This is a genomic window from Microbacterium sp. NPDC057741 (assembly GCF_042798735.1).
Taxonomy (GTDB): domain Bacteria; phylum Actinomycetota; class Actinomycetes; order Actinomycetales; family Microbacteriaceae; genus Microbacterium.
Map to the genome: position 1 here is coordinate 725,084 of NZ_JBHVJW010000001.1, position 12,423 is coordinate 737,506.

A 12,423-nucleotide genomic window follows, 5' to 3' on the forward strand; every position below is an offset into this window, starting at 1 on the left:
TCCCAGGGCGGCATACGAGCCGCCCCTAGAATCTCGGCATGAGCAGCGCTGCCCAGACTCCGACACGCACCGTCCCCGCAGGCCGGGATCTCACGCTGGACCTGGTGCGCGTCGCCTGCGTGGTGCTGGTGGTCTTCGCACACATCCTGTTCAGCGGTGTGGGGCGCGGCGCCGACGGCTCGATCCTCATCGAGCGCACCGTCGAGCAGCAGACCTGGTTCGACGTCGCGAGCTGGATCGCCGACATCATGCCGCTGTTCTTCGTGGTCGGCGGCTTCGCCGCGCGTGCCGGATGGGCCTCATCTCTGAAGCGCGGCGGCACGGAGGACGAGTTCGTGCGCGTCCGGCTCGCGCGTCTGGCCCGGCCTGCGCTGCCGCTGTTCGTCTTCTTCACGGTGGCGCTCGGAGCCGCGCGGATGCTCGGGATCGATCCGGCTCTCGTCGACACGGTCGCGATCGGGGTCGGCTCGCCACTGTGGTTCCTCGCCGCGTACATCACCGCACAGGCGCTGGCGCCGACGATGATGCGCCTGCACACTCGGTACGGCGGGCGGATCCTCGTGGTGCTGTTCGCAGGCGTCGTGATCGTCGATCTGCTGCGGTTCGGACTGGTGCGCGGCGTGCTCGGTGTGCACTCGCTTACGCCCGACCACTACGGCGTGGGCGATGAGCTCGCCGGCATCCCGAACGTCCTGTTCGTCTGGCTGTTCTGCCAGCAGGTCGGCTTCTTCCTCTACGACGGCTGGTTCCGTCGCCGCAGAGCCTGGCAGCTCATCGCACTGATGGCCGGCGGGTACGTCCTCGCTGTGGCCTCCGTCCCTCTGATGGGCTACTCGTGGAACATGCTGGCGAACCAGTGGCCGCCGACGCTGCCGCTGGCGATCCTCGCCGTCGTCCAGGCCGCCGGGCTCACGCTGCTGCACAAGCCGCTCACCGCTCTGACGAAGGTGCGCGCCGTGCAGGGCATGATGCTGCTGATCGGGTCGCGTCTGATGACGGTCTACCTGTGGCATCTGCCGGTCGTCATGATCCTCATCGGCATCGAGCTGCTGCTCCCGATCCCGATGCCGGCCCCCGGCGGCGCCCTTTGGTGGTGGACGCGGGTTCCGTTCCTGCTGCTGGTGCTCGCCGTCGTCTGGCTGCTGTCGATCCCGCTTGCGCGGTTCGAGAAGGTGCCCCCGCTCGGCGCACCGCGTCTGCGGACGGCGACACCGCTGGCCGTGGTGCTCTTCCTGCTGCCGCCACTCGCGATCTCCGCCTACGGGCTGGATCTGCCCCTGGCTGCGGCCGGTCTCGTGCTGACCGGCGCCGCTCTCTGGCTGACCGGTGGGTTCGGGTCACGGGAGCGAGCCGTATCCTGACCGGATGCGGATCCTGATCGCCGAGGACGACGCGCGACTGCGCTCCCTGCTGGAGCGCGCTCTGCGCGAGAGCGGATACTCCGTCAGCACGCACGCCGACAGCGAATCGGCGCTGTTCGAGATCGAGACGGATGCTGCGGACCTGCTGGTGCTCGACATCATGCTGCCCGGCTCGATGGACGGCGTCGCCCTGTGCCGCCGCGTGCGCGAACGCGACACCGCCACGCCGATCCTGCTGCTCACGGCGCTGGATGCGCCCGCACACCGCGTCGCCGGGCTGGACTCCGGCGCCGACGACTACCTGACCAAGCCGTTCCATCTGCCCGAGCTGCTGGCTCGCGTGCGCGCGCTCCTGCGACGCGCCCCGCTCGCGGTGTCCCCCGTGCTCGAGGTCGCCGGGGTGTCCCTAGACCCGGCCAGCCGCACGGTGACCAGGAACGACAGGCCGATCGACCTGACGGCGCGGGAGTTCGCCGTCCTGGAACTGCTGATGCGCAACCCCGGGCGGGTCGTCTCGACCTCGGAGTTCATCGATCATGCCTGGGACGCCCACTACGACGGGTACAGCAACGTCGTCGCCTCGACGATCCGGCATCTGCGGGGGAAGCTGTCCTCCCCCGGCTTGCCCGACCCGATCACCACGCGCCGGGGCAGCGGCTACGTCCTGCACCCGGAGGGCGGCCCGCGATGATCATCCGCCGCGCGACCCTGCGCCTCACCGTGCTCTACTCGGCGATCATCATCGGGGTCGTCGCCGCGTTCGCGATCGGTGTCGCCGTGTACGCCACGATCGCCTTCGACGTGGAGATCCCCGGCGCGACCGAAGAAGCGCTCGATCGCGCCGATGCGACGCTGCGTGCCGCGCTGCTGATCTGCTTCGGGGCCGTCGTCGTGCTCGCCCCGCCGGTCAGTTACCTGCTCGCGCGGAACGCGCTGCGGCCGGTGCGCGCGAGCCTGGAGGCCCAGCAGGCCTTCGTCGACGACGCCTCGCACGAGCTGCGCACGCCGATCGCCGTCGCCCAGGGCGAGCTCGAGCTGGCGCTGCTGCGCCCGCGCGGCGGCGAGGAATACCGGACGTCGATCGGCACGGCGCTGGACGCACTGGGCGAGCTGGACGCGCTGACTCGCGACCTGCTGCTGCTCGCCCGCGACGAGCGCCTGCGAGAGCCCGGACCGGAGACCACACCGGACACGCTCGGAGAGCAGCTGATGCAGGCGCTCCCCGAAGACGTGCTCCGCCGCGTGCGGCTGCGCACTGAGGGTCAGGCGATCCGGCTCGCTCAGCCCGAGCTGGTCACCCGGGCCGCCGTGAACCTGGTCGAGAACGCCGCGAAGTACTCCGCGGCGGAGCATCCGATCGACGTGTCGTACACACGAGATCATGACGGCCTACGCATCGCCGTCACCGACCACGGCCCCGGGATGGCACCGGACGACGCCGCACGAGCCTTCGATCGGTTCTGGCGGGCGGACGCCGCACGAAGCACCCCCGGACACGGCATCGGCCTCTCCCTGGTGCGCCGGATCGCGCAGCTGCACGGCGGGCGCGCGCGCCTGCAGAGCGCGCCCGGCGCCGGGACGACCGCCATGATCACACTGCCCGACCGCGACGCATAGTCGCATCACAGCTTCCCGTCACGCTCCCGTCACGAACGCCTCCCTAGCGTGGGCTCTGCGGTCGTCCGAAGCGGGCGCCGGAGAAGGGAGCACTCATGATGGGCAGCACGCAACGCCGGATGCTGAACAAGGTGCCAGAGGTCACTCTGCTGTTCTGGCTCGTGAAGATGATGTCGACGACCGTCGGGGAGACGGGCGCGGATCTTCTTTCGGGAACGCTCGGCTGGGGCATGGGCGTCACCACCGTGGTCGTCGGCGCACTCCTGGCCGTCGCTCTCGTCGCCCAGTTCCGTGCCAGGGCGTACTCGCCGGTGCGGTACTGGATCGTGGTCGTGCTGATCTCGGTCGCGGGAACGCTGGCCAGCGACATGCTCACCGACGTCGCCGGTGTGCCGTTGGGCGTGACCACCACGGTCTTCGCCGTCGTTCTGGCCGCCGTCTTCCTGATCTGGTGGCTTCAGGAGCGCACCCTGTCGATCCACTCCATCGACACCCCGAAGCGCGAGGCGTTCTATTGGGCTGCGATCCTGGTGACCTTCGCGCTCGGCACCGCCGGCGGCGACCTGCTCGGCGAGGCGCTGAACCTCGGCTACGCGCTCTCCGCCGCGGTGTTCCTGGCCGCCCTGCTGCTCGTCGCCCTGGCCAGGTTCACATTCGGACTGAACGCCGTGCTCGCCTTCTGGACCGCGTACGTGCTCACCCGCCCGCTCGGCGCCTCACTGGGCGATCTGCTGTCGCAGCCGGTCGCCGACGGCGGGCTCGGGTTCGGGACGATCCCGGTCAGCATCGTGTTCACCGCGTGCATCGTCGCTGCCGTCGCCTGGTTCGCGCGCGAACAGCGCAGGGTCGTCACGCCGAAGGTCATCACCGCGTCTCTCGCGGCGGACCGGATGCCCGCGTGAGCACACGCACCGAACACCCCGTGCGGTCGCGACCCGATGCGGCCGCACGGGGGCGCGCACCCGGACTGCTCTGGCCCGGGTCCGTGCGCTCGCTGCGTCCTGCGGCATCCATCGCCGTAGCGGGCATCCTGCTGGCCCTGATCTGGGGGCTGCTGCTGCGCGGCAGCACCGCCGAGTTCGGAACCGTGCTCACACTGAACGCGCTTCGCTTTCCGGGTGCCGACAGCCTCGCGGAAGCCGTGGGCACCGGCCTCGGCCCGGCCTCCGCGATCGGGATCGGCGTGGCGTTCGCGGTGTTCACCTCGGCGTGGTCCCGGAGCGTCACGACCGGCCTCACCGCAGCGCTCGCCGTCGGGTTGAGCTGGGGTGGAGTCGGCGTGCTGAAACTCATCGTCGGCCGGCCGCGGCCTGACTGGCAGGCGCTCACGCGGCATCTGGGTGTCGCAGAGACCGATCCGTCGTATCCCAGCGGACACGTGGCGTTCATCGCGGCACTCTCGACGGCGTCCGTGCTCCTCGCCTGGCGCACACGAGCACGATGGTGGGTTCTCGCGGCAGGCGCAGCGGCCACGGTCACCGTCGCGTTCGCGCGCCTGCACGCGGGAGTGCACTACCCCTCGGATGTCGTGGCGGGGGCACTGTGCGGATCGTGCGGGGTGATACTCGCCTTCGTGCTGATCGACCTCATCGACGCGCGCGCCGGCCTGGCCGAGCGGATCGACGCTCTGCTTCCGCTCTCCCGCCGCGCCTGACACCGACGCCGGATACCCAGAAGGCCCCCGGAATGAACCGGGGGCCTTCTGCTGTTGTGTGACCCCAGCGGGATTCGAACCCGCGTTACCGCCGTGAGAGGGCGGCGTACTAGGCCGCTATACGATGGGGCCGTCTTGCGGAACTTTTCCGTGCCGCGACAACTGTTCAAGTATGACATGACGATTCGCACGCATCCAAATCGAGGCAGCCCGGAAGCGGATCACGGGCGTGTCGTGGCGTGTTTGCGCGATCGCCTGCGCAGGAGTTGACTCCTCTCATGCGCGTCACGAAGTTCGAACATGCCGCCCTCCGCATCGACGAGGGCGGGGACACCCTGATCATCGACCCGGGCTCGTTCACGGCCCCGCTGCACGACCTGCGAAAGGTCGTCGCGGTCGTGATCACCCACGAGCACCCGGACCACTGGACCCCGGAGCACCTCGACCGCATCCTGCTCGCGGCTCCCGGCACCCCCGTGTTCGCTCCCGCCGGCGTCGCGGCTGCGGCGGCGGGCTACGAGATCACTGTCGTCGCACCTGGCGACTCCGTGACCGCGGGTTCCTTCTCGCTGCGATTCTTCGGCGGCGAACACGCCGTGATCCACTCGTCGCTCCCGGTCGTCGAGAACGTCGGCGTGCTCGTGAACGACGAGCTGTACTACCCCGGAGACTCCTACACCGTGCCGGACGGCATCGACGTCTCCACCCTCGCCGCGCCTTTGGGCGCACCGTGGCTGAAGATCGGCGAGGCGATGGACTTCGTGCTGGCGGTCGCGCCCCGCCGCGCGTTCGGCGTGCACGACATGACGCTCTCCGTGATCGGCAAGAACATGCATCGCGGGCGCCTGCAGTGGTCGACGGAGCAGGGCGGCGGCGAGTTCTTCACGCTCGAGCCGAGCGACTCGCTCGACCTCTGAGCATGGCGGACTCCCCTGCCGCGGAGCACGCCCTCGAAGAGGGCGATGTCCGTGCCCTGCTGCGCTCCGACGCACCGCACCTCGCCGATCTGCCTCTGACCCTCGTCGCGGACGGCTGGGACAACGCGATCTGGCGCCTCGGCGAAGACCTCGCCGTGCGTGTTCCGCGCCGCGAGATCGCCGTCCCCCTCATCACGCACGAGCAGCGCGCACTGCCCGAGATCGGTCCCCGACTCGCGGCCGCCGGCATCCTCACGCCGGTACCGGTGATCGCAGGACGCGCGACGGCGGCATTCCCCTGGCCCTGGTCGGTGATCCCGTGGATCGACGGGACGCCCGCGCTCGGCGTCGCGCGAGCCGCGAACACGACCTGGGCGCCCGCGCTCGCAGCGGCGCTCGCCGCGCTGCACGTTCCGGCGCCCGCGGATGCGCCGCGCAATCCTGTCCGGGGCGTGCCGCTCGCCACCCGCGATGACGCCATGCGTGAGCGCCTGGCGCTCACGCCGACCGCCGATTCCCTCGTCGCAGCCTGGGAGGCGGGACTGAAAGCTCCGCAGGCCTATCGGCTGACCTGGATCCACGGAGACCTGCATCCCGGCAACATCCTGCTGCGGGGCGGTGGACTCGCAGCACTCATCGACTTCGGCGACGTGAGCGGCGGCGATCCCGCCTGCGACCTCGCCGCGAGCTGGCTGCTCTTCGACGTCGCCGGACGGCCCCGGTTCCGCAGCGCCACCGGCAGCCGCTACGACGAGGCGACCTGGGTCAGAGCTCGTGCGTGGGCTGCATACCTCGCGCTCATGTTCCTGACCCTCAGTGACGATCGTCCCGAACATCGCGCGCTGGGCGTCAGCACCGTCGCCGAGCTGACCTCGGCCGGCTGATCGACCGCCGAGACCGCGACGGGCCGCCGACGTCAGTCGGCGACCGGCTGCGCTGCGCGCACTCGCAGGTCGCGAGCGAGATGGTCGCGCTGCTCGATGACGATCCGGCGCAGCGAGGCCGGTGCGTCCTCGTGCGCGGCGAGCCAGGCGTCCACGGGCTCCAGCGAATCGGATGACGGGAACAGTCCCGTCACGAGTCGCTTGGCCAGCTCGATGCTGCGCTCGCTCCACACGGGTGCGAGCCGGTCGAAGTACTCGCCGTCGAAGCCGGCGATCAGGTCGCGCCGCCCTCCGGCGCGGAAGCCCTGGATCTCTGCATCCAGGTGGTCGTTCGTGAGCGCGTGGTCGTTCCAGGCGGCGTCCCAGGCCGCGGCGCGCACCTCGGCCGTCGGACGAGAGGCGAGAGCGCGCCTGGCGGCCGTGCGACCGGACGCCGTGTCATCGCGGCTCAGTTCCGCCTCGACCTCCTCCGGGCCCGCTGCACCGGTGGTGGTGAGAGCGGTCAGCAGCTCCCAGCGCAGGTCGGGATCGAGAGTGAGACCCTCAGGCGCCGCGCCGTCCAGCATCCGTCGCACGTCCTGGCCACGCGCGTCGTCGTAGGCGGCCGCCTCTGCGAACGCGCGTGCCCAGGCGAGCTGCGCGTCGCTGCCGGCGTCCGCAGCCTGCAGCGCCCTCCAGCTCAGCTCCAGCCAGGCGCCCTGCTCGGCCGAGCGCGTGTCGCCCGGCACGTAGTGGCGCACGGCGAACTGGGCGTTCATCAGCACGCCGGGGAGAAGCAGGATGCTGCTCTCGGCCTGCGCGTGCCGACGCACGATCGCGAGGTACTGCTGCGCGGACAGCTCGCCGTCGCGGGTCGCGTTCCACAGCGACGCCCAGATCAGACCTCGCGCGAGCGCGTCGTCGATCTTCGAGAGCGCCTCGGCCACCGTCGCGAGAGAGCGCTCGTCGAGGCGAGCCTTGGCGTAGGTGAGGTCCTCGTCGTTGATCAGCACCAGGTCGGCGTCGGCACGGTCGAACGGGGTGCGCTCATCGGCGACATCCAGTTCCACCCGATCCCGCAGCACCGGCGTCCCGTCCTTCACGTCGTAGCGGCCGACCCGCAGGCGGTGCGGGCGGGCATCGGTCTGCACGATGACGCTCTGACCGTCGGCATCCTCTTCCAGCGACAGCGTCGAGACACCGGAGGTCTCCAGCCACGCGGCGGACCAGGAGCGCACGTCGCGTCCCGAGGTCTCCTCGAGCTGCACCAGCAGGTCGTCGAGCGTGGTGTTGCCGTAGGCGTGCGCAGCGAAGTACCGGCGGGCGCCCTCGAAGAACGCGTCCTCGCCGACATAGGCCACCAGCTGCTTGAGCACCGAGGCACCCTTCGCGTAGGTGATGCCGTCGAAGTTCAGCTTCGCCGCTTCGAGGTCGGGGATGTCGGCGACGATCGGGTGCGTGGTCGGCAGCTGATCCTGCTGGTACGCCCACGCCTTGCGGCGGTTGGCGAACGACACCCACGCGTCCGTGAAGCGGGTCGCGGCGACCAGTGCGTGCGCGCCCATGTAGTCGGCGAACGATTCCTTGAGCCACAGGTCGTCCCACCAGCGCATGGTGACGAGGTCGCCGAACCACATGTGCGCCATCTCGTGCAGGATCGTGTTCGCACGCCCGGCGCGCTGCGCATCGGTGGACGCGCCACGACTGATGTAGGCCTCGGTGAAGGTCACCAGGCCCGGGTTCTCCATCGCGCCGAGGTTGTACTCGGGCACCAGGATCTGGTCGTACTTGCCCCACGGGTACGGGAAAGCGAACGCATCGGTGAAGAAGTCCAGCCCCTGCTTCGTGACGGTGAGGAACTCCTCGGACTCGAGGTGCTGCAGCAGCGATGCGCGGCAGAACAGGCCGAGCTCGACGACCTGATCGTCGCGGCGCCACTCGTCGTCGATGCGCGCGTAGGGACCCGCCGCGACTGCGGTGATGTAACTCGAGATCGGCAGCGTCGGGGCGAAGCGCACGGTCTGCACGCCGATGCCCTCGACTGTGTGCTCCGGCCGCTGGTTCGAGAGCACCTGCCAGCCGGCAGGCGCGGACACCACGAATGTGTAGGCGGCCTTCATATCGGGCTGCTCGAAGCTCGCCATCACGCGACGCGAGTCGGCGGGCTCGTACTGGGTGTACAGGTAGGTCTCGTTGTCGACCGGGTCGTGGAAGCGGTGCATGCCCTCGCCGGAGCGGCTGTACGCGGCGACGGCCTCGACGGTCAGGGTGTTCTGCGCGGCCAGACCGGTCACACGGATGCGCGCACCGTCCCACTCCACGTCCTGCTCGACGCCGTTGAGGACCACGCGGTCCACGCTTTCGCCGATGAAATCGACCCATGTCTCGGATGCCGTGGCGTCGAACTCCAGCGTCGTCGCAGTCGGGAATCCGGAGCGGGTGTGCTCGGGGGCGCCGGTGAGGTCGAGTTCGACGCGGACGCGGTGCAGCGTGATGCCCGCGGCCCGCTCGGCGGTCTCTTCCCTCGTGAGGTTCGCGGTGGCGTTCGGAGAGTTCATGGGTCCATCGTTCCATGGATCACAGTTGCGAAGAGTTCTTCGCAACATTAGCCTGACGGGCATGGCAACCGAAGAACTCAGCACCGCGCAACTGCGGGTGCTCTCGCATCCGATGCGACTGGCCTTCCTGCGCCGACTGCGCGAGGACGGCCCCGCGACGTCCCGCTCGCTCGGGCGCGAGTTCGACCTCGACTCAGGCGCGGCCAGCTACCACCTCCGTCGTCTGGCGGCCGGCGGACTCATCGCCGAGGACCCCGCGCTCGGCACGCAGCGCGAGCGATGGTGGCGGGCGGCCGAGGACTTCTCCCAGTTCGATCCCGCCCGACACGACGACGGGTCCGCGCGCACGTACATGCAATCGGTCGTGCTGGCCGCGGCGGCGGAGCTGCAGAGGGTCGCCTCCGCAGTGCCGAGCGCCGAGCCGGAGTGGCTGACGGAATCGGCGTTCGTCGATCAGCGGATCGCCCTCGACGGGGAACGACGGGAACGGCTCCGCGACGAGCTCATGGCCGTCCTCTCCCGATATCGCGAGGAGGGCGTCCCCTCGGCTGGACCGCTGACACAGGTGCGGTTCCAGATCTACGAGCAGCCGTGAGCATCGGCATCCGGCACGACGCGGTGCGCTGGGTGCTCGCATACACCCTCGCCGTCCTCGGCGACGTCTCGTACTACCTCGTCCTGACCTGGGCGGCAGCGGAGGCAGGCGGAGCGTCATGGTCCGGTCTCATCCTCGCCGCCGGCGCGGTCCCGCGACTGCTGCTCCTCCTCGCCGGCGGGATGCTGGCCGATCGGGTCGATCCGCGCAGGATCGCCACCTGGACCGACGCCGCCAGGGCGGTGACGCTCGTGGCAGCGGCCCTGCTCACCGTCGCGTGGGGATTGCTCCCCTGGTGGCTGATCATCGTCGCAGTGGTCTTCGGGATCGTCGACGCCTGCTTCATCCCGGCCGTCGGGGCGATGCCCGCCCGGCTCGTGCCGCAGCAGGATCTCACCCGTCTGCAGGCGTGGCGGATCTCCGGCCTGCGCATCGCGAACACCGTCGGTCCGGCGCTCGGCGCCGTGCTGCTGCTCGCCGGCACCGCCACTGCCTTCGGGGCCCTGGCCGTGATCTTCGCAGCCTCGGTGGTGCTGCTGCGCACCATCCGTCCCCGGCCCGCGGTCACCGTGCCGAAGGAGGACGAGACACGAGTCTCGGGCTGGCAGACGGTGCGGCGCCTGCGCATCGTGCCGCTCGTGATCGGTACTGCGCTCTCCGAGCTGCCGTTCTCCGGACCCGTCGCCGCCGGCATGGTTCTGCTCGTACAGGACCGAGGATGGGCTCCCGCGGCCGCCGGCGCCGTCCTGGCGGCGTTCAGCATCGGAGGGCTGGCGACGAGCGTGCTGCTGTCGATCCTTCCACGCACCGGCGGGCGGGCGACGGTACTCCTGTCCGTCGTCGCGACCGCGACGCTGCTGCTCGTGTTCGGGATAGCCCAGGACATGCTGTCGGCCGTGCTCTGCGGAGCCGGGATGGGAATCACCAGCGGCGTCACGATGGTGGTGTGCCAAGGGCAGGTGCAGCAATCCACACCACCGGCGATGCTCGGCCGTGTGACTGCTGTGCTCACGCTGCTGGCACTCGGACTGAGCCCACTCGCCTACGCGGGAGTGGGCCTGATCGCGGGCGCCGCGGGTCTCCCGGCGTTCTTCACCGCCGCGGCGGCGGTCGTCGCGATCTCCGCAGCACTGCTTGCGGTCGCGCGGTTCGGCCCGGCCGGCGCATCGGCCGGCTCGGGCCTGGAGTCACCGACCGTCAGTTGACGTTCGCCGCGTAGACGAAGCTGCCGATGATCAGGAGCACCACGAAGAACAGATACACCGCGCACGCCAGGTAGCCGAGCACCAGACCGATGATCGCGAACACCTTGCCGCCCTCGGCGGTGCGCTTGATCTGGCTGAGCGAGATGTGGCCGAGGATGACGGGCACGATCGCGAAGCCGAGCAGGCCGAGCACGAACGTGACGATCGCGAGGACGTTGGTCTTCGGTGCGGCTGGGGCCGCCGCGTAGCCCGCGTACGGTGCCGGATATCCGGCCTGCGGGGCCGTCGGATAGCCGCCCTGAGGCGGTGCTGAGTACCCGGCCTGCGGGGCGGGGGCGGCCTGCGCGGCCGGCGGCGTGTACCCCGGCTGCGGGGTGTAGCCGGGCTGCTGCGTCGGATCGGTGCTGTCGCTCATGCCTCCACCGTAGACGGTGCCGCCGCGTCAGCGCACCGACTGCGCGACCGCGGCGTCCGCCTTCGTCAGCGCCTGGTCCAGATCGGCGCGCAGGTCGTCGACGTTCTCCAGGCCGATCGACAGCCGCACGATGTCAGCACCGGGCCGTGCTTCCGCGGCGACGGGCCGATGCGTCAGCGCCGCCGGATGCTGGATCAGCGAGTCCACGCCGCCCAGCGACACGGCGTGCGTGAACAGGCGCACGGCGCCGGTGAGCGCCTCGGCCGCCGCGTAGCCGCCACGCAGGCGCACCGCGATCATCGCGCCGGGGCCGCGCATCTGGCGGTCGACCAGTTCGCGGTCCGCCGGGTTCGCGCCGGGGAAGTACACCTCCGAGACCGCGGGCTGATCGGCCAGCCAGCCGGCGAGGTCGATCGCGCCTGCCTGCTGCGCGGCCAGCCGCACCGGCAGCGTCGCGAGGCCGCGATGCAGCAGATACGCACCGAGCGGATGCAGCAGCGCACCGGTGATCGCGCGCACCTGACGAAGCGCCACCGCGGTGGACTCCGAGCAGGCGATCACACCGGCGATCACATCGCCGTGCCCGCCGATGTACTTGGTCGCGCTGTGCAGCGACATCGCGGCACCGAGGTCGAGCGGGTTCTGCAGCAGCGGCGTCGCGAACGTGTTGTCCACGAGCACCGGCACCCCGCCGGCCTGCGCCACGACCGCCGCGATGTCGACGAGGTTGAGGGTCGGGTTGGCCGGCGTCTCCAGCACGATCAGACCGGTCTCAGCAGAGATCGCTCCCACTACTTCGTGTGCATCGCAGAACGTGACCCGGGTGCCGAGCAGCGCGGAGTCGAGCAGGTGGTCGGTGCCGCCGTAGAGCGGACGCACGGCGACGACGTGGTGCTTTCCGGTCGGCTGCGTGTGGGAGAGGACCGCGGCAGTCATCGCCGCCATTCCCGATGCGAACGCGACGGAGGCCTCAGCGTGCTCGAGTTCGGCGAGCGCCTCCTCGAAGCGGGCGACGGTGGGGTTCCAGAGGCGGGCGTAGACGTTGCCGCCCGCCGGCACAGGGTGCCCGCCGGTGGCCATGGCCTCATACGAGTCCCCTCCGTGCAGGATGTCGGGCAGCGGGTTGGTCGTGGAGAGGTCGATCGGCGCTGCATGAACACCGAGGGCGGCGAAATCGGTGCGTCCGGCGTGGACGGCGATGGTCTCAGGATGCAGCGGCAGATCTGACATGCCTACAG

The 12,423-nt window shown here is 70.4% G+C and carries 12 protein-coding genes and 1 tRNA gene; 9 read left to right on the forward strand and 4 right to left on the reverse strand.

Features of this window, described 5'->3' with window-relative positions; genetic code table 11:
- Positions 1-38: 38 nt before the first annotated feature.
- The 5 genes from ACFVDO_RS03585 to ACFVDO_RS03605 all read left to right on the forward strand — a co-directional run bounded on the left by ACFVDO_RS03585 (position 39) and on the right by ACFVDO_RS03605 (position 4,632).
- Positions 39-1,361, forward strand: a complete 1,323-nt coding sequence (locus tag ACFVDO_RS03585; protein WP_378857701.1) for an acyltransferase — start codon at positions 39-41, stop codon at positions 1,359-1,361.
- Positions 1,362-1,365: 4 nt separating this feature from the next.
- Complete coding sequence (locus ACFVDO_RS03590) at positions 1,366-2,052, forward strand: response regulator transcription factor (RefSeq protein WP_378857703.1); 687 nt, start codon at positions 1,366-1,368, stop codon at positions 2,050-2,052.
- Positions 2,049-2,978 carry a sensor histidine kinase gene (locus ACFVDO_RS03595; protein WP_378857705.1) on the forward strand — a complete coding sequence of 310 codons (930 nt, stop codon included), beginning with the start codon at positions 2,049-2,051 and terminating at the stop codon, positions 2,976-2,978. The genes ACFVDO_RS03590 and ACFVDO_RS03595 overlap by 4 nt, the downstream gene beginning before the upstream one ends.
- Before the next feature lie 98 nt (positions 2,979-3,076).
- Positions 3,077-3,880 carry a hypothetical protein gene (locus tag ACFVDO_RS03600; RefSeq protein ID WP_378857707.1) on the forward strand — a complete coding sequence of 268 codons (804 nt, stop codon included), beginning with the start codon at positions 3,077-3,079 and terminating at the stop codon, positions 3,878-3,880.
- On the forward strand, positions 3,877-4,632 hold the full coding sequence (locus ACFVDO_RS03605) for a phosphatase PAP2 family protein (RefSeq protein ID WP_378857709.1): 756 nt from the start codon (positions 3,877-3,879) through the stop codon (positions 4,630-4,632). The genes ACFVDO_RS03600 and ACFVDO_RS03605 overlap by 4 nt, the downstream gene beginning before the upstream one ends.
- Before the next feature lie 59 nt (positions 4,633-4,691).
- Here the strand turns inward: ACFVDO_RS03605 and ACFVDO_RS03610 are convergent.
- Positions 4,692-4,764, reverse strand: a tRNA-Glu gene (locus ACFVDO_RS03610).
- 146 nt (positions 4,765-4,910) lie between these two features.
- On the opposite strand from ACFVDO_RS03610, the gene ACFVDO_RS03615 reads away from it, so the two are divergent.
- Together ACFVDO_RS03615 and ACFVDO_RS03620 are read left to right on the forward strand one after the other, a co-directional pair.
- On the forward strand, positions 4,911-5,549 hold the full coding sequence (locus tag ACFVDO_RS03615) for an MBL fold metallo-hydrolase (protein ID WP_378857711.1): 639 nt from the start codon (positions 4,911-4,913) through the stop codon (positions 5,547-5,549).
- Positions 5,550-5,551: 2 nt separating this feature from the next.
- Positions 5,552-6,433 carry an aminoglycoside phosphotransferase family protein gene (locus tag ACFVDO_RS03620; protein WP_378857713.1) on the forward strand — a complete coding sequence of 294 codons (882 nt, stop codon included), beginning with the start codon at positions 5,552-5,554 and terminating at the stop codon, positions 6,431-6,433.
- A 32-nt stretch (positions 6,434-6,465) separates the two neighbouring features.
- On the opposite strand, the gene pepN is transcribed toward ACFVDO_RS03620, so the two are convergent.
- On the reverse strand, positions 6,466-8,970 hold the full coding sequence (gene pepN / locus ACFVDO_RS03625; protein WP_378857715.1) for an aminopeptidase N: 2,505 nt from the start codon (positions 8,968-8,970) through the stop codon (positions 6,466-6,468).
- Between the two features lie 61 nt (positions 8,971-9,031).
- Here pepN and ACFVDO_RS03630 point away from each other — a divergent pair, with 61 nt between their 5' ends.
- On the forward strand, positions 9,032-9,565 hold the full coding sequence (locus ACFVDO_RS03630; RefSeq protein WP_378857717.1) for a winged helix-turn-helix domain-containing protein: 534 nt from the start codon (positions 9,032-9,034) through the stop codon (positions 9,563-9,565).
- Positions 9,562-10,770 carry an MFS transporter gene (locus ACFVDO_RS03635; protein WP_378857719.1) on the forward strand — a complete coding sequence of 403 codons (1,209 nt, stop codon included), beginning with the start codon at positions 9,562-9,564 and terminating at the stop codon, positions 10,768-10,770. The genes ACFVDO_RS03630 and ACFVDO_RS03635 overlap by 4 nt, the downstream gene beginning before the upstream one ends.
- On the opposite strand, the gene ACFVDO_RS03640 is transcribed toward ACFVDO_RS03635, so the two are convergent.
- Both ACFVDO_RS03640 and ACFVDO_RS03645 read right to left on the reverse strand, forming a co-directional pair.
- Positions 10,763-11,185, reverse strand: a complete 423-nt coding sequence (locus tag ACFVDO_RS03640) for a DUF4190 domain-containing protein (RefSeq protein ID WP_378857720.1) — start codon at positions 11,183-11,185, stop codon at positions 10,763-10,765. The genes ACFVDO_RS03635 and ACFVDO_RS03640 overlap by 8 nt on opposite strands.
- 27 nt (positions 11,186-11,212) lie before the next feature.
- Positions 11,213-12,415 (reverse strand): trans-sulfuration enzyme family protein, encoded by a 1,203-nt coding sequence (locus ACFVDO_RS03645; protein ID WP_378857721.1) that lies wholly within the window; start codon positions 12,413-12,415, stop codon positions 11,213-11,215.
- Positions 12,416-12,423: the final 8 nt, after the last annotated feature.

Bases quoted from the DNA above. Each gene is read 5' to 3' on its own strand.
- ACFVDO_RS03645 (WP_378857721.1), bottom strand. From the start codon at position 12,415: ATGTCAGATCTGCCGCTGCATCCTGAGACCATCGCCGTCCACGCCGGA.
- ACFVDO_RS03620 (WP_378857713.1), top strand. From the start codon at position 5,552: ATGGCGGACTCCCCTGCCGCGGAGCACGCCCTCGAAGAGGGCGATGTC.
- ACFVDO_RS03595 (WP_378857705.1), top strand. From the start codon at position 2,049: ATGATCATCCGCCGCGCGACCCTGCGCCTCACCGTGCTCTACTCGGCG.
- ACFVDO_RS03640 (WP_378857720.1), bottom strand. From the start codon at position 11,185: ATGAGCGACAGCACCGATCCGACGCAGCAGCCCGGCTACACCCCGCAG.
- ACFVDO_RS03590 (WP_378857703.1), top strand. From the start codon at position 1,366: ATGCGGATCCTGATCGCCGAGGACGACGCGCGACTGCGCTCCCTGCTG.
- ACFVDO_RS03630 (WP_378857717.1), top strand. From the start codon at position 9,032: ATGGCAACCGAAGAACTCAGCACCGCGCAACTGCGGGTGCTCTCGCAT.
- ACFVDO_RS03615 (WP_378857711.1), top strand. From the start codon at position 4,911: ATGCGCGTCACGAAGTTCGAACATGCCGCCCTCCGCATCGACGAGGGC.
- ACFVDO_RS03585 (WP_378857701.1), top strand. From the start codon at position 39: ATGAGCAGCGCTGCCCAGACTCCGACACGCACCGTCCCCGCAGGCCGG.
- ACFVDO_RS03600 (WP_378857707.1), top strand. From the start codon at position 3,077: ATGGGCAGCACGCAACGCCGGATGCTGAACAAGGTGCCAGAGGTCACT.
- pepN (WP_378857715.1), bottom strand. From the start codon at position 8,970: ATGAACTCTCCGAACGCCACCGCGAACCTCACGAGGGAAGAGACCGCC.